Raw genomic sequence first — 16,710 nt, 5'->3', positions numbered from 1 at the left:
GGATACCAGACGCGTGTGTGGCCGCATGGCGCAACGACCGGCCCGCAGCGCTCTCGACGGTGCACGGATCGCTGCGCGACACTGACGACCGTCAAGGCAGAGGTGCGGGTGTGAAGGCTGTGATCCTCGCGGGCGGGCTCGGGACGCGGATGTCGGAGGAGACCGACATTCGGCCCAAGCCGATGATCGAAATCGGTGGCAAGCCGATCCTGTGGCACATCATGAAGATCTACGCCCATCACGGCGTGACGGAATTCATCATCTGCCTTGGCTACAAGGGCTACATGATCAAGGAGTTCTTCGTGAACTTCCACAATCACGTCTCCGATCTGACCGTCGACACGCGCACGGGGGAGGTAGAGATCCATCGCCGCGGCGCGGAATCCTGGCGCGTCACCATGGTCGAGACCGGGCTCGAGACCATGACCGGCGGACGCCTGCGCCGCATCCGTGACTACGTCTCTGGCGAGGCGGAATTCTTCATGACCTATGGCGATGGCGTTGCGGACATCGACCTTCACGCGCTGCTCGCCCATCACCAGGCCGAAGGGCGGGACGCGACCGTGACCGCGGTGCGCCCGCCAGGCCGCTTCGGAGCGCTCGAGATCGAGGGCGGCCGCGTCGATCGCTTCATGGAAAAGCCGCAGGGCGACGGAAGCTACATCAATGGCGGCTTCTTCGTGCTGCGTCCCTCCGCTCTGGATCGCGTGGCGGATGACACCATGGTGTGGGAACAGGCGCCGATGCAGGGCCTGGCGCAGGATGGCCAGCTTGCCGCCTTTCACCATGACGGCTTCTGGCAGCCCATGGACACGCTGCGTGAGAAGCGAGTGCTCGAGGATCTCTGGGCCTCGGGCAAGGCGCCCTGGAAGCTCTGGGCGTGAGCGAATTCTGGCGCGGGCGGCGCGTCCTGCTGACCGGGCATACCGGCTTCAAGGGCGCTTGGCTCGCGCTGTGGCTATCCCAGATGGGCGCGCGCGTGACCGGATTTGCACTGCCTCCGCCGTCGGATCCTTCCCTGCACGCGCTCGCCTCCGCCAGCGTCTTCGAGCACGACATCATCGGCGACCTGCGTGATCCCGCCGCGGTCGATGCGGCCTACGCCCGCGCCGCGCCGGAGGTGGTTTTGCACTTGGCCGCACAGGCGCTGGTGCGGCCCTCCTTCGCCGATCCGGTGGCAACCTACGCGACCAACGTGATGGGCACGGTGCATGTGCTGGACGCGGCGCGGCGGCAGGGTGGCGTCGCCGCTGTGGTCGTCGTCACCTCCGACAAGGCCTACGAGAATCGCGAATGGCACTGGGCCTATCGCGAGGATGAGGCGATGGGCGGGCATGATCCCTACTCCAGCTCCAAGGGCTGCGCGGAGCTGGTAACGGCGGCGTTCCGGCGCTCCTACTTCGCAGCCGATCCCGATGGCGCTGCGGTGGCCAGTGCGCGTGCGGGCAACGTGATCGGTGGCGGCGACTGGGCGCTCGATCGCGTGGTGCCGGATTGCATCCGCGCCTTCGCCGATGGCCGCAAGGTGGCGCTGCGCAGCCCCGGCGCGACGCGGCCCTGGCAGCACGTGCTCGAACCGCTGGCCGGCTATCTCGCGCTCGCCGAACGGCTCGCCACGGGTGTAGACCGCGCACGCTTCGCCGCGGGCTGGAATTTCGGACCCGCCGAGGCGGATGCGATCGCCGTGGGCGAGCTGGTCACGACTCTCGCTCGCTTCTGGGGCGACGATGCAGGTTGGGAACTTGACGCCCGGCCGCAGCCGCATGAGGCGCACTACCTCAAGGTCGATGCCTCCAAGGCGCGTGCCGAACTCGGCTGGCGCCCGGCGCTCGGGGTCACCGAGGCGCTGGATTGGACCGTGGACTGGTATCGCCGCCAGGCGCGCGGCGAGGATGCGCGCGAACTGTGCCTGGACCAGATCGCCCGCTACAGAGCCCGCATGGCGGACGCGGACCAGGGACTGATTGAGCGCGCATGAAATCCACCCTCTGCCGCGCCTGTGGCGCGCCGCTCACCCGCAGCTTCGTCGACCTGGGCATGTCGCCGCTGGCCAATTCCTTCGTGCCGCTGGACCGCGCGGAGGAGGGCGAGACCTTCTATCCGCTGCACGCGAAGGTCTGCGAGGCGTGCCATCTGGTGCAGCTCGCGGAGTTCGAGGAGCCGCGGAAGATCTTCTCCGACGACTACGCCTATTTCTCATCCTTCTCGGCGAGCTGGCTCACCCACGCGGAGCGCTACTGCGCGGCGATGACGGCGCGCTTCGGCCTCGCAGCGGACGCGCATGTGGCCGAGGTCGCCAGCAACGACGGTTACCTGCTCCAGTATTTCGCGCGCGACGGGAAGCGCGTCACCGGCATCGAGCCCGCGGCGAATTGCGCGGCGGCGGCGGAGGCGCGCGGCGTCCATACCGAGATCCTGTTCTTCGGCACCGAGACCGGGCGCGAGATCGCGGCGCGCCGTGGCCAGGCATCGCTGATCGCGGCCAACAACGTGCTCGCGCATGTGCCCGACATCCATGATTTCCTCGGTGGTTTCCGTGAGCTGCTGCTGCCCGAGGGTGTCGCCACCTTCGAGTTCCCGCACCTGCTGTCCCTGATGCGGCACAACCAGTTCGACACGATCTACCACGAGCATTTTTCCTACCTGGCCCTTGGCCCGATCACGAAGGTGCTGGCGGCGCAGCGGCTGCGCATGTTCGACGTGGAGCGGCTGACCACCCATGGCGGATCGCTGCGGCTGTTTGTCTGCCATGCGGGCGCGGCGCATGTTCAGACGCCGGCGGTGGCGGCGCTGGCCGCCGAGGAGCACGCTGAAGGGCTGGATGATCTTGCGCGCTACGACGCCTTCGCGCCGAAGGTGGTCGCCATCAAGTGCGCGGTGCTGGACTTCCTCATCGCGGCGCGGCGCGAGGGCAAGACGGTCGCGGCCTATGGCGCCGCGGCCAAGGGCAACACGCTGCTCAATTATTGCGGCATCGGGCCGGACTTCATCGCCTTCGCGGTGGACCGCAATCCGGTGAAGCAGAACACGTTGCTGCCGGGCACGCGCATCCCCGTCTTTGGCGTCGAGGCGGTGGCCGAGCGCAAGCCCGACTACCTGATGATCCTGCCGTGGAATCTGCGCGACGAAGTGGCGCAGCAGATGAGCGGAATCCGCGACTGGGGCGGTCGCTTCGTGACTGCCATCCCGCAGGTCGAGGTGTTCTGATGCGCTTCACGCCGCTCGCGCTCGAAGGCGTGGTGCTGGTGGCGATGGATTCGCACCGCGACGCGCGGGGTCACTTCGCGCGCAGCTTCTGCGAGGAGGAATTTGCTGCCGCCGGACTGCCTGAGCGCTGGCCGCAGATGAACGTCTCGGTGAACGCGAAGGCCGGCACGCTGCGCGGGATGCATTTCCAGCGCCCGCCCTTCGAGGAGCCCAAGGTGGTGCGCTGCGTGCGCGGCGCCATACTCGACGTGGTGATCGACCTGCGTCCCGCCTCCGCGACGTTCCGCGCGCACCTGGCCGTGCCGCTCGATGCTGAGTCCGGCGATGCGCTGTACGTTCCCCCGGGCTTTGCGCATGGGTTCCAGGCTCTCATCGACGACTCGGAGGTCCTGTACATGATGGGCGCGCGATTTGAGCCCGGCGCGCAGGATGGCGTGCGCTGGGACGACCCGGCCTTCGGCATATCCTGGCCGCTGCCGGTCAGCGCCATCTCGCCGCGCGACGCGGCCTATTCCGACTTCGCGGGCTAGCGCGGCGGTGGCGCAGCGCATCCTCGTCACCGGTGCCGCGGGTTTCATCGGTCGGCATGCGCTCGCCCCGCTCGCGGCGCGTGGTTTCGAGGTGCATGCGGTGACGCGCGGCGCGGTCTTGCCGGGTGCGACGTCGCACGCGGTGGACCTGATGGATGTGGCCGCCACGCGCGGGCTGCTGGCGCGGCTACGACCGAGCCACCTGCTGCATCTTGCCTGGACGGTCGCACCCGGCGGCTTCTGGACCACGCGAGACAATCTCGACTGGGTGAGCGCGACCCTCGCGCTGTACCGCGCCTTCGCCGCGAATGGCGGGGCGCGCTTCGTCGGCGTTGGGTCCTGCGCCGAGTATGACTGGTCGCCCGATGCCGTGGCGGCGCCTCTCGACGAGCAGGCCTCGCCGTGCCGGCCGGCGACGCTCTACGGCATCGCGAAGGACTCGACGCACCGGATGCTGGCGGCGGCGGCGGCGCTGGATGGCGTCTCGCTCGCCTGGGGACGGGTGTTTTTCCTCTATGGCCCCGGCGAAAAACCGGGGCGGCTGGTGAGTGACACGGTCGTGCGCCTGCTGCGCGGCGAGCCCATCGAGACCACCCCCGGCACCCAGCGGCGGGATTTCCTCCATGTCGCGGATGTGGCCGGCGCCTTGGCCGCCCTGGTCGGTTCGGAGATGGAGGGACCGGTCAACATCGCCTCCGGCGAGGACCGGCCGATCGCCGAGTTCCTGGGCGAGATCGGCCGGCAATCGGGGCGCGCCGACCTGCTCCGCTTCGGCGCGCGGCCGATGCCGGCGAATGAGCCCGCGCGGCTCGCGGCCCAGGTGGCGCGGCTGCGGAACGCGGTGGGCTTCACGCCCCGCTTCGACATGGCAAGCGGCATCGCGGACACCATCGCCGCCGCACGTCATCCAACCGGCGGGTAGCGCCCGGCCGCGAGCGCGTCGAGGAACGCCGGCAGCTCCGCATAGGCGCCGATGACGCGATGCGTCTCGACCGGATTGAGCCGGTCTTCTACCGTCAGCGCCTGAAGGATCGCTTCGAGCCGCGCACGCTCCAGCCTGCCGGTGCGGACCAGCCAGGCGATCACTCCGGTCCGCAGCGCCCAAGACTTCTCGCGCAGCGACAAAAGCGGCCAGATCGCCGCGCCCATTGGGCGCAGCATCCAGCGCAGGCCGCCGCCCGCGATGACCGCCGCGAACATCTGGCGCTTCCGGTAGCGCTCGGCATCGGCATCGGCCGGTGCGCGCGCGCCGAGCCTCTCCGCCGCTTCCACCATGGCAAGGATGCCCGCGGCATCGCCCCCGGCGCCTGGCAGCAGTCGCGCGAGGTAGGGAGAGGCGGCGTCGAAGCCATCCTTGTCGGCGGCCACGATGCCGTCGCCGGGCCCGAGCACGACCAGCGGCTGCGGGGTGACGATGAATTTGTGGCTGAGCGCGAGGGCCACCGTGGCCAGATAGTGGTCCGGCCGCGCGCTGTGGAACACGGCGCCGTCGCGGCGCAGCGTGTCGAGGAAGTCGCGGCGGAAACGAAAGCAGGCCAGAACCGTCGAGAAATCCCGTCGCAGGCTCAGCGCGTCGGTCGCGGCCTGAAGCGTGGCGTCGGGAAACAGCAGGAACGGGATCGGCCGGTCGGTCAGGAAGCCAGCGTTCTGGATGGTGGACACCGCGCCAGCCAGCGCGCCGGGCGCGACGCCGGGCGGGATGAAGCGGTGGTAGGGCGAATAGATCACATCCGGTTGGCCGAATTCATCGGCGAGGTCGGCGACGCGCGCGCCGTGGTCCGGGACCAGCGCTTCGCCGGGCGAGAGCACGGTCACGTAGGTGCCCCGCGCGAGGTCGATCGCGCGGTTCCAGCTGGCGGTGAGCCCAAGGCGCTCGGCGACGCGTTCGACCCGAATGCGCGGATCGGCGAAGCCAGCGACCTGCGCGTCCACGGGCTCGGCCGAGGCATTGTCGAGGATGACGCATTCCCAGTCGCCGCCGGCCTGGCGGACCACGGAACCCAGCGTGTCGCGCAACGCGGCAAGCCCCTCGCGGAAGGGAATGATGACCGAGACCAGCGGGCCGGCAGGCACCGCGGCGGCGGTGGGCGCCGCGTCCGGAACCGTGGCGGGGATGATGTCGAGGCTGCCGCGGGGGAATTTGATGCCGAAATCGATCAGGCCTTGCGTGGGCTCGCGCAGGTAGTCGCCCCAGCTCATGCGTGCATGGAGCGCCCTCTGCCATGGCGACATGGCCGTGAAGTTGCGCACCTGGTTGTCGGTGACCAGCAAATTGGCCTGGTCACCAAGCCGGAAGGTGCGGCTTTCGGGCCATTGCGCGACGTCGTAGGCGGTGCCGTCCGCGCCCACCAGTACCGGTGCGAGCCCGCGCCGCGCGAGGCGCGCGGGCAGGCCGTCGGTGCCGCATTCGAACAGGTTCGACGCGGTCTTGGTGTTGTCGAGGTGGAAATCGAGTTCGACCATCAGAGCGCGGTCGATGATGAACGCGTTGCTACGCAAATGCGGGTTGGGGAAGGGTTTTACCTGTCGCACGATGGACCAGGCCCCCGCGGGCTGCGTCTCCTGGTCCCAGTATTTGCGGTAGGCCGCCTCGAGCGCCTTCGTGTTGTCGGAGCGTCCGAGCCATGGCCGCGAAACCGCGCGCTGCAGTTGCACCAGCGGGCCGCCGCGTCGGGCGAGCCAAGCGGCCGCGTGCTCGGCGATCTGGTCGCGGTATTGCCGCGCGATCTTGGCTGAGTACGGGATCGCCTTGGCGCCGGTCAGCCAGGTCACCTTGACCAGCAGCGAGAGCGAGGTGAACAGGCTCTCATACGATGCGGTCGCGCCGGCGACGCCGACGCCGGGCCGGTCGAGCGCGGCATCGAGATGGCGCAGCCAATCCGGAGCGTTGATCTGCGAGAAGGTGTTGAGGAAGCAGACGCGGTCATGGCGCAGCCAAGGCGCGACCTTCAGGTAGGCCTGGATGTCGAAGCCATCGTCGCTAACGTCGACAGTGCGGTGCGCGATGCCGTCGAGCATCGTCGCGAGTGCCGCCTGCGATCCGGGACGGCCGAGCAGGCCCTTGCGGATGATGACAAGGTCATGCGCGATCCCCGCGGCATGGGCGCGATACGAGGCGATGAAGGATTGGAAATGCCCAACCTCCCCGTCGCCCGAACGGGCGAGGTAGACGACCGCGACGCTGGGTCGGCCGGGCGCGATCGCAATGGGTTCGAGGACCGGCAGTGGCGGCGCCGCGGGCGGCAGCAATCCGATCTCCGCCGGTCGCCGCGGCAGATTTCGTGCCACCCAGCGAAAGGCATCACTGATCGAGCGGTGCACGCGGATATCGTGAAACGTGACCTCGGGGCGCGTGTAGATGCCGCGCATCCAGCTCAGCCGGTCCAGCAGGGCGTCGGGCTGCAGCGCGATCCGCGGGCGCAGCCGCTCCAGCCAGCGCAGCCGGTCGAGCAGTCGCGCGTCGACGGGCTGGAGATGGGGGCGCAGCAGCACTGCCGGCCGTGCCAGGCCCGACGTACTGGAAACTCCGCCGGAGAGGATCTCGATGATCTGCAGGCGCCGGTAGCGGCGCAGGTCGACCGCCTGGTCGAGCGGCCTTGCGAGGCTGCGTGCCGCCTGTAGCGCCGCGATCAGCCAGTTGCGGTAATGCGCCGAGCCGGGAAAGGCCAGCGTGTCGCGCACCGCTTGGGGAACCTCGCCCAGCCCGGCCGCGCCGCCATCATTGCCGAGCATGGCCTGGCCGGCCTCAAACTGGCGGTTCTGGTAGAAGAAGCCGAAGGATTTCGGCGAGATTCCGATGATCACTTCGGGCGCGGGAACGACGACGATGGACGCCGCCTCGGCCATGGTCAGGATGGCTGCGTGATAGTCGGGGTAGGGGCTCTGGAACAGGCCCCCGCGCAACTCCAGGCTGTCGACGAAGTCGCGCTTCCAGACGAAGTGCTGGGCGTTGAAGCTGAAGCGGTGGCGGAACCGCATCGCCTGGGTCGCGAGCGACCTGGCGGTCGCGCGCGGCAGCACGTAGGGCGCATCGGCGCCGCGGAAGATTTCGGCATTGTCGACGGTGGCGAGGTAGCCCTGCGGGTGGCTCGGCGCCACGCCCGGATAGGCGTAGTGGAATGCCATTGCGTAGAGCACCGCGGGCTGGTCGAACTGCCCGATCAGGCCGCGCGCGCGGGCGAGCCAGCCCGGCGCCAGCGCGTCGTCGTCGCCCAGCATGATGACGTAGCGCCCGGTGGCGGCGGCGAGCGCGCGCTTCCAGTTCTCGGTGACCGGGAGCGCCGCCTCGCTGCGCACCGAGCGCGTCGCGATGGCGCCGAGCGAGGCGACATAGGCCGCGTAGGACGGCTCGGAGGCGTTGTCCGAGATAATGATCTCGGCCTCCTCGCCGAAGTTCTGGGCGAGGACGCTGTCGACCGCGTGGCGCAGCAGCTCGTGGCGATTGCGGCTGGGCAGCAGGATGGAGAAGAGCGGGCGGGTCATGGCCGGGAACTTTCTCAAAGCGCGTGCGCGCCGCTCAGGCAACCCGCCGCAGGTAGCCGCGCGGGTTCATGGTGAGGATGAAGCGCTCGCAGCTGCGGTCGGCGACGAAGGCTGCATCCTCGGCGAGAAAATCATCCACCGCTTCCCATGGGCCCGGCCCGAATCCGGGGTAAGTGGGGTGGCCGTTGATATTGGTGTCCTCGACGATCAGCAGCCCGCCCACGGGCACATAGCCGCGATAGGCGCGCAGCTCGTCGGCGACGTGGTCGCGCCGGTGATCGGAGTCGAGGATGACCATGACGTTGCGCCGCCCTCCCACGCACGCGCTTACCTGGTCAAGGATGCCGGCATCGGTGCTCGATCCCGCCAAGTAGGTGATGCGCGGGTGGCGCGGACGGATCGCGTCGTGCGTGGTGTCGATGTCGATGGTGATGATCTCGCCATGGTCCAACATGTCGCAGATCGAGGCGAGATACAGCGCGCTGCCGCCCTTGTAGGTGCCGGTCTCGATGATGACGTCCGGCCGGTGGGTGACCATCAGCTCCTGGTAGGTCCACAGGTCGAGCGGGCATTTGAACATCTCGTAGCCCATCCAGGACAGGACGATGGTGTGCAGGCCCATGCCGCCGTCGAGCTTCGAATAGTAGAGGTCGTGAAAGCGGTCGGCGATACCGCGCTCGACGTCATCGAGCCGTGGCTCGGAGAGCTTCGGCCGGACGGGGCCGATGTTGCCGGCCTGCCAGGGCGACGGCGGCGGCGCCTCCGGCGCGGGTCGGAACAGATGCTGCAGCCGCGTCAGGAAGCTTGCCATGGGTTCGTTCGCTCGATGAGGTGCCTGCCGCCGCGTTATGGCGCCGCGCGGCGCCGGTCACAACACGGCCGCGTTACACGCCCAGGATCATCACATCCTGGCCGTCCTCGGCAGTCTCGTGCAGCCCCGACCACCAGCCCTTGAGGTAGGGCCGGTCCAGCCGCAGGCCGGCGGCGGCGATCAGCCGGCGGGCGGCGTCGTCGGTGAGTGCCACGGCGCCGCGCGGGTAGGTGGGATCATTGGCGAAGAGCCCGTTGCCGAGCGGAATGTCGAATTTGGCGAGCCAGGCCGTGTTGCCCTTGGTCTGGGCCGCTTCCAGCGCCTCGGCCGTGTGCAGGAAGAAGCTCGCATAGACCAGGCCCGAGGGCTTCAGCACCCGGCGGAACTCCTTCATGTAGTGCAGGATCTCGTCCTCGAGAATGTGCGTGAACACCGAGGACAGCACGATGCGGTCGACCGAGGCGTCGGCGATGGGCATCACGAAATCCATCGACGTCTGGTCGCCGAACGGATTGTACAGCTCGTTATGGGCGTTGAAGTGATGGAAGGTGAAGCGCGGGTCGCGCCTGGTGATGTTGTCCGAGCACCAGCGGATGGAATCGGGTGTCACGTCGATGCCGACGTAGGCGCCCGTGGGGCCGAGGATATCGAACAGCTGGAACGCATCCCGGCCGATGCCGCAGCCAACGTCGACGATGCACATCCCGGCCTCGATGCCGACATGGCGCTGGAAATTCGCAATGTGGGCCGCGCCGGTCTGCTCGAGCTGCTCGGCGGGGCCGCCGGTCAGCGCGATCAGGTGGCTGGGGATGCGGAAGCCCTTGTAGGCGTAAAACTTGTAGACCGGCGGCACGCGGATCGAGGTACCGTCGGCGCAGGGCAGGCACAGGGCGTCCCAGATGTGGGGCAGCTTCACGGCCGCCGCGGCGGGCTGCACCTCCAGGGCGTCGCCATCGGCGAAGCCGAAGGCGGCGAAATCCTCCGGCGCGATGTCCCAGTAGAAGTCGCCGCGCTGGATCCGGATGGTGAATTGCCGTCCGCTGGACCCTTCATTTACAGGGCCTCCGACGCGATCCGAGAGGCTGCGCACCAGGGCCGTGGTGGTGCGCTGCTCTTCCTCGATGCGGGCCAGGCGCGCGCGCGTCTGCTCAAAACCGCTGACGAGCGTGCGGTACGGCGGCAAGGCGCGCAATGCCAGGTCGCGCAGCCGCGCGCGGAGAGTTTCGGGCATGCAGGGCCTCCCAGGCGAGCGTCTCGGGGTTCACGACAGCCGAGCGCAGCGCGCCGTGAGGGATCGATGTGCCTACGGCGCCGGGATGCGCTCACGAGGGAGGCGGCATCGGAGGCGCGCGGATCGGCGCGCGGGCTGCATAGCAGGGTTTGCCGCTGTGTCATCTGGCCGCGGTGCGGAGATGCCCCGCTGGCTCCTCGAGTAGGACTCGAACCTACGACCCAGGGATTAACAGTCCCTTGCTCTACCAACTGAGCTATCGAGGAATAGCCGGGGCGCGCCCTATAACAGAGGCCGTCGGGATGCAAAAGACCCCCGTTGGCCGATCCCGCGCGCGCCCAAGGTCCGGGGCGGAATTGAACCGCCGTAGCAGGTTTTGCAGACCTGTGCCTGACCACTCGGCCACCGGACCGCAAGGGCTCGCCGCGCGGGACGTCTGTATCGGGTGCCATGCCCGCCCGGTCAAGCGCTCGCTGCGCTGCACGCGCGCGCTTGGCGTGCGCATGTCGCCGCCCCTATAAGCGCGGGACCGCGAAGGAGCCGCCATGACCGCCGCCGAGGATCTCGCCGCGCACACCGCCGCCGCGCGCCGTTTCATGATCGACGGCCAGCTCAAGCCTAACCGGGTCACCGATCCGCGGCTGCTCGGCGCCATGGGGCACCTGCCGCGTGAGCGCTTCCTGCCCGCCGGCCTCGCGCCACGCGCCTACCAGGATGAGGATGTGGCGCTGCCCGGCGGCCGCGCGCTGATGGAGCCCATGGTGCTCGCGCGACTGATCCAGCTGATGGCGATCCGTCGCGGCGAGCGTGCGCTGGTGCTCGGCTCGGGCGCCGGCTACGGCGCGGCCGTGCTTGCGTCCATGGGGGTCTCCGTCGTGGCGGTCGAGGATGATGCGGGCCTGATGGCGGTGGCGCGCGCGGTGCTGCCCGCGCTGACCCAGGCCGGCAGCATCACGCTGATTGAAGCCTCGCCGGTTGCCGGCCACGCCGAGGGCGCGCCGTACGACGGCATCATGATCGAGGGCGAGGTCGCGGCGGTGCCGCAGGCCATCCTCGACCAGCTCGCCGAGGGCGGCCGCCTGGTCACCGTTCTGCGTGACCGCCCGCCAGCGCGGCACGCGATTCTGGCGCGGCGCGTCGGCGCGACGGTGACGACCATGCCGGATTTCGATTGCTCGGCGGTGCCGCTGCCGGCGTTCATGCCGGCGCCGCGGTTCGCTTTCTGAGACTTCGCAACACTTTGCCAACCAGCTTTGTCGCAATGTCACATCAGCCATGCTGGCCTTCTCGGGTGCCACCGCTCTAATCTGCCAACCTCCTGTCCCTCGCGCGACGCGGGCGCCGATTGCGCACCCGGTGTCGGGAGATTGAGTTGCCCATGATGGCTCTTCGAACCGTCCTGCTGTCCGGCATCGGCGCGCTTGCCCTGCACGCCGTACCCGCCGATGCGCAGACACTGCGCGAGGCGCTGGCCGCCGCCTATGCCAACAACCCCTCCCTGCTTGCGGCCCGCGCCCAGCTGCGCGCGGTTGACGAAAACGTCCCCCAGGCGCTGGCCGGCTGGCGTCCCACGGTGACCATGTCTGCCTCGCCCAGCTATACCGAGGCGACGCAACGCAGCCGCGTGAACGGCCCGACCGGACCCTTCTCGGTCTACACCGACATCAACCGCGACGGGCTGACGGCGGCCGCCACGGTCAGCCAGCCCATCTATCGCGGTGGCCGCACCGTCGCCTCGACCAGGCGCGCCGAGAACCAGGTGCTTGCCCAGCGCGCCCGGCTGCTCGCGACTGAGCAGCAGGTGTTTCAGGACAGCACCACCGCCTACGCCAACATGATCCGCGACCTGGAGCTGCTGCGGCTGCGCAACAACAACGTCTCGGTGCTGACGCGCCAGCTGCAGGCCACCAATGAACGCTTCCGGGTGGGCGAGATCACCCGCACGGACGTCGCCCAGGCGGAGAGCCGCCTCGCCGGCGCGCGCGCCGACCGCGCCCAGGCGGAGGGGAACCTGCAAACCTCGCGCGCGACCTTCGAGCGCCAGATCGGCATCCCGCCGCGCCAGCTGAGCCCGCCGCAACCGCTGTCGAACCCCACCCGCACCTCGGCCGAGGCGGTCGAGCGTGCCGGGATGAACAATCCCACCGTCGTCGCGGCGCTGTTCGACGAGGCCGCCGCGCGCGACCTGATCGACGTCAACTTCTCGACCCTGCTACCGCAGGCGACGGTCCAGGCACAGCTGTTCCGCAATGACAACTCGATCGGCCGCGGCACGCGGGCGACTGGCAGCCAGGTGACCGCGACCCTGTCCGTGCCGCTGTATCAGGGCGGCTCGGAACACGCGCTGGTGCGGCAGGCGCGCCAGCAGGCGCAACAGGCCCGCGCCGCGATTGACGATGCCCGCCTCGCCGCGCGCCAGCAGGCCCAGGCGGCCTGGGAGACGGTCTCCTCGGCCCGTGCCCAGGTCGATTCCGTGCGCGCCCAGATCCGCGCCGCGGAAATCGCGCTTGACGGCGTGCAGCGCGAGGCGGTGGTGGGCAGCCGCACCACGCTCGACGTGCTCAACGCCGAGCAGGAATTGCTGGTCGCCCGCGTCAGCCTGGTGCAGGCGCTGGCGAACGTGGTCACCGCCTCCTACACGCTGACCGCCTCGGTCGGGCGGCTCAATGCCATCGACCTCAACCTGCCGGTGCAGCGCTACGACTACGAGGCCTACTACCGCGCGGTGCGCGATCGCTGGGCCGGCACCGGCGACTACGCCCCGCCGCCCGCCTCGGTCGCCCCCGAACTCACCGCGCCGGTGCGATGAGCGGCGCGTCGGCGACGGAGCCGGGAGCACCGGCCGATCCATCGATGGAGGACATCCTGGCCTCCATCCGGCGCATCCTGACGGAGGACCAGACCATGCCCGGCACGACGAGTTCGCCCGAGCCCTTCGCGCTGACGGAATCGATGCTCGTCAGCCCACCGCGCGACATCCTCGCCGAGGAGGCCGACCCGTCGCCGGCGCCCCCGCCCGCGACTGAGACCCGCATCACGCCGGCCGCAACCCCGGGCGAGGAGAATGTGGACCTGCTCGCCCCCGCCGTGGCCGCCGCGGCGGCCGCCTCGGTGGGCAGCCTGCTGCGTGCCGTGAGCCAGGATCGCCACGCCGCGGTGCGCCCCGGCGGCGGACCCACCATCGAGGACCTGGTCCGCGCGGAGCTGGCCCCGCTGCTGAAAGACTGGCTCACCGAGCACGCCGAGCCTGTCGCCGAGCGCCTGGTGCGCGAGGAGCTGCGCCTGATGCTGCGCGAATGGCTCAACGTGCACCTGCCCCCGATCGTGGAGCGCGCGGTGCGTTCGGAGATCGAACGGGTTGTGTCCCGCGGCGGGTAGAGCTTTCTGCGCCCTCAAGCGGCGGGCGCGGCCTCCGGCCGCTTGCCTCGCCGGCTGCCGGCCTTCGCCCATTCGCGCTGGGGGCCCGCAGCGCGGGCCGGATGGTTTCAGGTGGAGCCGCTGAGACTGGCCTGCCCGTTGCGCGCGCACCCTTGACGTGACGTCGCGGGCGCGGAAGGGATGCGCCCATGCTGGACAAGAACTTCACGCCCGCCACGGTCGAGACGCGTCTCTACGACGCCTGGGAACGCGACGGCGCTTTCGCGGCCCATCCCGAGGGCAACGCCGCGCCCTTCACCATCATGATCCCGCCACCCAACGTGACAGGCAGCCTCCACGTTGGCCACGCGCTGACCATGACCATTCAGGACACGCTGACGCGCTGGCGGCGGATGCAGGGGCGCGACGCGCTGTGGCAGCCGGGCACCGACCATGCCGGCATCGCGACGCAGATGGTTGTGGAGCGCCTGCTTGCCGGCGAGGGCGTGGACCGCCGCACCATGGGGCGGCCGGCGTTCCTCGAACGCGTCTGGCAGTGGAAGGCTGAGAGCGGCGGGACCATTACCCAGCAGCTGCGCAGGCTGGGCGCTTCGCTGGATTGGCCGCGCGAGCGCTTCACGATGGATGCGGGCCTTTCGCGCGCGGTGATCGAGGTGTTCTGCACCTTGCATTCTGAGGGGCTGATCTACCGCGACAAGCGGCTGGTGAACTGGGACCCGAAGCTGCAGACCGCGATCTCCGACCTCGAGGTGGAGTCGCGCGAGGTAAAGGGCGCGCTGCACTACCTGCGCTACCCGATCGATGGCGAGCCGGGCCGGTTCATCTCGGTCGCGACGACCCGGCCGGAGACCATGCTGGGCGATGCGGCGATCGCGGTGCACCCCGAAGATGCGCGCTATGCCGATCTCGTCGGGAAGCGCGCGATCCTGCCGCTGGTCGGGCGCGCCATCCCGATCGTGGCCGATGAGTATTCCGACCCCGAGAAGGGGACCGGCGCGGTGAAAATCACTCCCGCGCATGATTTCAAAGATTTCGAGGTCGGGCGGCGGCATGCGCTGGACATGCCCACCGTGCTGGATGCGGATGCGAAGATCGATCTGACGGAAATCGAGGCCGACTTTGCCGAGGTGGAGGGCGTGTCGGACCTCGCCTTCGTGCGCAGCCTGGCGGGGATGGAGCGCTTCGCCGCGCGCAAGGCGATCATCGCGCGGCTGGAGGAGATGGGGTTCGTCGAGAAGATCGAGCCGCACACCCATGCCGTCCCGCATGGCGACCGCGGCGGCGTGCCGCTGGAGCCGCGCCTGACCGTGCAATGGTATTGCGACGCGAAGACGCTGGCGCAGCCGGCGATTCAGGCCGTGGAGACCGGGCAGACCGTGTTTCACCCGAAGCAATGGGAGAACACCTTCTTCGCCTGGATGCGCGACATCCAGCCCTGGTGCATCTCGCGCCAGCTCTGGTGGGGGCATCAGATCCCCGCCTGGTACGGGCCGGATGGCGAGGTCTTCGTCGCGCATGACGAGGCGGGAGCGCTGGCCAAGGCGGCGGCGCATTACGGGCGCGAGATTGCCCTTGAGCGTGATCCGGACGTGCTGGACACCTGGTTCAGCAGCGCGCTGTGGCCGTTCTCGACGCTGGGATGGCCGGACAAGACGCCGGAGTTGGCGAAGTATTACCCCGGCGATGTCCTGGTGACGGGCTTCGACATCATCTTCTTCTGGGTCGCGCGGATGATGATGATGGGCCATCACTTCATGGGCGATGTGCCGTTCCGCGACGTCTACATCCACGGTCTGGTGCGCGACGAGCGCGGCCAGAAGATGTCCAAATCCAAGGGCAACGTCATCGACCCGCTGGAGCTGATCGACGCATACGGTGCCGACGCCGTGCGCTTCACCATCTGTGCCCTGACGGGACCGGGGCGCGACGTGAAGCTCGGCCGGCAGCGGGTGGAGGGGTATCGCGCCTTCGGCACCAAGCTGTGGAATGCGGCGCGGTTTCTGGAGATGAACGGCATCGCCGTGCAGTCGGGCTTCGACCCGGCATCGGTCCAGACACCGCTGGCGCGTTGGCTGATGGATGCGGCGAACACCGCGATCCGCGAGGCGGATGCCGCGCTAGGCGCCTATCGCTTCGATGACTATGCGCAGGCCTGCTATCGCTTCGTCTGGAACGGCTTCTGCGACTGGTTCATTGAGTTCGCCAAGCCCGTGCTGAATGGCGAGGACGGGGCGGAGAAGGACGAGATCAAGGGCGTCGCGCAGCACGTGCTCGGCGTGATCTTGCGCCTGCTGCACCCGGTGATGCCCTTCATCACCGAGGAGCTGTGGGACCAGTTCGGCTACGGCGAACCAGGCTCGCTGATCCGCGCGGAATGGCCGGTGCCGGTGGGGGTGCCTGACGCAGAGGCTGCGCGGGCGGAGCTGGGCTGGGTGGTGACGCTGATCTCGGAGCTGCGCGCCGTGCGCGCCGAGATGAACGTGCCGCCCTCCGTCACCGCGCCGCTACTTCTGCAAGGTGCAAGCGCGGCAACGATGGCGCGTGCCGGACGCTGGCTAGACGCCATCCGCCGCCTCGGCCGCGTCAGCGAGTTGAGCGCGCTGGATGGCCCGGTACCGCCGGGCGTGGCGCAGATCGTGGTCGGCGAGGCGACGGCTATGCTGCCGCTCGCCGGCATCATCGACTTCGCCGCCGAGCGGGCGCGCCTGGCCAAGCAGCGTGCGCAGCTGGAAACCGATGCCGGCAAGGCGGAAGCCAAGCTCGGCAATGCCGACTTCATCGCGCGCGCCAAGGAGGAGGTGGTAGAGGAAAACCGCGAGCGCCTCGCCACGGCGCGCGCCGAAATCCAGCGCCTGGATGCGGCCTTGGCGCGCCTCGCCGGCTGATGGGGACGCTGCACCTCTTCGCGGCGCTGACGCTGTTCATGATCGCGGTGGTGACGCTACGCGACCAGCTGCCGCGGCGCACGAGCATCGGGACACGGCAGGCGGAGTTCATCGGCGCGCTGGTCGGCCTAGCCGTCGCGCTGCCCTATCTGCTGGTCTTCAGCTGATCGGCGCTGCCTTCCCAGC

The 16,710-nt window shown here is 69.3% G+C and carries 13 protein-coding genes and 2 tRNA genes; 10 read left to right on the top strand and 5 right to left on the bottom strand.

The features are described from left to right. Positions 1-110: 110 nt before the first annotated feature. From rfbF to GXW79_RS10950, 5 genes are read left to right on the top strand one after another with little or no spacing between them, the layout of a single operon-like run. Complete coding sequence (gene rfbF / locus GXW79_RS10970) at positions 111-884, top strand: glucose-1-phosphate cytidylyltransferase (RefSeq protein ID WP_211874433.1); 774 nt, start codon at positions 111-113, stop codon at positions 882-884. Further along, positions 881-1,978, top strand: a complete 1,098-nt coding sequence (rfbG, locus tag GXW79_RS10965) for a CDP-glucose 4,6-dehydratase (RefSeq protein ID WP_367614881.1) — start codon at positions 881-883, stop codon at positions 1,976-1,978. Before rfbF ends, rfbG begins: the two co-directional genes overlap by 4 nt. Next, positions 1,975-3,207 carry a class I SAM-dependent methyltransferase gene (locus tag GXW79_RS10960; protein ID WP_211874432.1) on the top strand — a complete coding sequence of 411 codons (1,233 nt, stop codon included), beginning with the start codon at positions 1,975-1,977 and terminating at the stop codon, positions 3,205-3,207. The genes rfbG and GXW79_RS10960 overlap by 4 nt, the downstream gene beginning before the upstream one ends. Beyond that, complete coding sequence (locus GXW79_RS10955; protein ID WP_211874431.1) at positions 3,207-3,737, top strand: dTDP-4-dehydrorhamnose 3,5-epimerase family protein; 531 nt, start codon at positions 3,207-3,209, stop codon at positions 3,735-3,737. Before GXW79_RS10960 ends, GXW79_RS10955 begins: the two co-directional genes overlap by 1 nt. A gap of 7 nt (positions 3,738-3,744) precedes the next feature. Then, entirely contained in the window at positions 3,745-4,659 is a 915-nt protein-coding gene (locus GXW79_RS10950) for an NAD-dependent epimerase/dehydratase family protein (RefSeq protein WP_211874430.1), read from the top strand. Here the strand turns inward: GXW79_RS10950 and GXW79_RS10945 are convergent. The 5 genes from GXW79_RS10945 to GXW79_RS10925 all read right to left on the bottom strand — a co-directional run bounded on the left by GXW79_RS10945 (position 4,641) and on the right by GXW79_RS10925 (position 10,673). Next, positions 4,641-8,219 carry a glycosyltransferase family 2 protein gene (locus GXW79_RS10945; RefSeq protein ID WP_211874429.1) on the bottom strand — a complete coding sequence of 1,193 codons (3,579 nt, stop codon included), beginning with the start codon at positions 8,217-8,219 and terminating at the stop codon, positions 4,641-4,643. The two genes, GXW79_RS10950 and GXW79_RS10945, sit on opposite strands and share 19 nt — an antisense overlap. 34 nt (positions 8,220-8,253) lie before the next feature. Then, complete coding sequence (locus tag GXW79_RS10940) at positions 8,254-9,030, bottom strand: CmcI family methyltransferase (protein WP_211874428.1); 777 nt, start codon at positions 9,028-9,030, stop codon at positions 8,254-8,256. A gap of 73 nt (positions 9,031-9,103) precedes the next feature. Then, entirely contained in the window at positions 9,104-10,261 is a 1,158-nt protein-coding gene (locus GXW79_RS10935) for a class I SAM-dependent methyltransferase (protein WP_211874427.1), read from the bottom strand. A 190-nt stretch (positions 10,262-10,451) separates the two neighbouring features. After that, positions 10,452-10,527 (bottom strand) — tRNA-Asn (locus GXW79_RS10930). 75 nt (positions 10,528-10,602) lie between these two features. Then, positions 10,603-10,673 (bottom strand) — tRNA-Cys (locus tag GXW79_RS10925). Between the two features lie 133 nt (positions 10,674-10,806). Here GXW79_RS10925 and GXW79_RS10920 point away from each other — a divergent pair. From GXW79_RS10920 to GXW79_RS10900, 5 genes are all read left to right on the top strand, one after another. After that, the gene (locus GXW79_RS10920; RefSeq protein ID WP_211874426.1) at positions 10,807-11,487 is read left to right on the top strand and encodes a protein-L-isoaspartate O-methyltransferase family protein; all 681 of its coding nucleotides are present in this window, start codon (positions 10,807-10,809) and stop codon (positions 11,485-11,487) included. 152 nt (positions 11,488-11,639) lie between these two features. Further along, the gene (locus tag GXW79_RS10915) at positions 11,640-13,070 is read left to right on the top strand and encodes a TolC family outer membrane protein (protein ID WP_246503917.1); all 1,431 of its coding nucleotides are present in this window, start codon (positions 11,640-11,642) and stop codon (positions 13,068-13,070) included. A 44-nt stretch (positions 13,071-13,114) separates the two neighbouring features. Further along, positions 13,115-13,639, top strand: a complete 525-nt coding sequence (locus GXW79_RS10910) for a DUF2497 domain-containing protein (RefSeq protein WP_211874425.1) — start codon at positions 13,115-13,117, stop codon at positions 13,637-13,639. A gap of 188 nt (positions 13,640-13,827) precedes the next feature. Beyond that, positions 13,828-16,524 (top strand): valine--tRNA ligase, encoded by a 2,697-nt coding sequence (locus GXW79_RS10905; protein ID WP_211874424.1) that lies wholly within the window; start codon positions 13,828-13,830, stop codon positions 16,522-16,524. Further along, on the top strand, positions 16,524-16,691 hold the full coding sequence (locus GXW79_RS10900) for a hypothetical protein (RefSeq protein WP_211874423.1): 168 nt from the start codon (positions 16,524-16,526) through the stop codon (positions 16,689-16,691). Before GXW79_RS10905 ends, GXW79_RS10900 begins: the two co-directional genes overlap by 1 nt. The last annotated feature ends 19 nt before the right edge of the window (positions 16,692-16,710 follow it).

It is taken from the genome of Plastoroseomonas arctica (genome assembly GCF_018128965.1).
GTDB lineage: Bacteria > Pseudomonadota > Alphaproteobacteria > Acetobacterales > Acetobacteraceae > Plastoroseomonas > Plastoroseomonas arctica.
The sequence above is the reverse complement of the archived record's forward strand: the minus strand, read 5'-3'. Positions and strand labels throughout refer to the sequence as shown.

Bases quoted from the DNA above. Each gene is read 5' to 3' on its own strand.
- GXW79_RS10910 (WP_211874425.1), top strand. From the start codon at position 13,115: ATGGAGGACATCCTGGCCTCCATCCGGCGCATCCTGACGGAGGACCAG.
- GXW79_RS10900 (WP_211874423.1), top strand. From the start codon at position 16,524: ATGGGGACGCTGCACCTCTTCGCGGCGCTGACGCTGTTCATGATCGCG.
- GXW79_RS10915 (WP_246503917.1), top strand. From the start codon at position 11,640: ATGATGGCTCTTCGAACCGTCCTGCTGTCCGGCATCGGCGCGCTTGCC.
- GXW79_RS10920 (WP_211874426.1), top strand. From the start codon at position 10,807: ATGACCGCCGCCGAGGATCTCGCCGCGCACACCGCCGCCGCGCGCCGT.
- GXW79_RS10905 (WP_211874424.1), top strand. From the start codon at position 13,828: ATGCTGGACAAGAACTTCACGCCCGCCACGGTCGAGACGCGTCTCTAC.
- GXW79_RS10935 (WP_211874427.1), bottom strand. From the start codon at position 10,261: ATGCCCGAAACTCTCCGCGCGCGGCTGCGCGACCTGGCATTGCGCGCC.
- GXW79_RS10940 (WP_211874428.1), bottom strand. From the start codon at position 9,030: ATGGCAAGCTTCCTGACGCGGCTGCAGCATCTGTTCCGACCCGCGCCG.
- GXW79_RS10945 (WP_211874429.1), bottom strand. From the start codon at position 8,219: ATGACCCGCCCGCTCTTCTCCATCCTGCTGCCCAGCCGCAATCGCCAC.
- GXW79_RS10955 (WP_211874431.1), top strand. From the start codon at position 3,207: ATGCGCTTCACGCCGCTCGCGCTCGAAGGCGTGGTGCTGGTGGCGATG.
- GXW79_RS10960 (WP_211874432.1), top strand. From the start codon at position 1,975: ATGAAATCCACCCTCTGCCGCGCCTGTGGCGCGCCGCTCACCCGCAGC.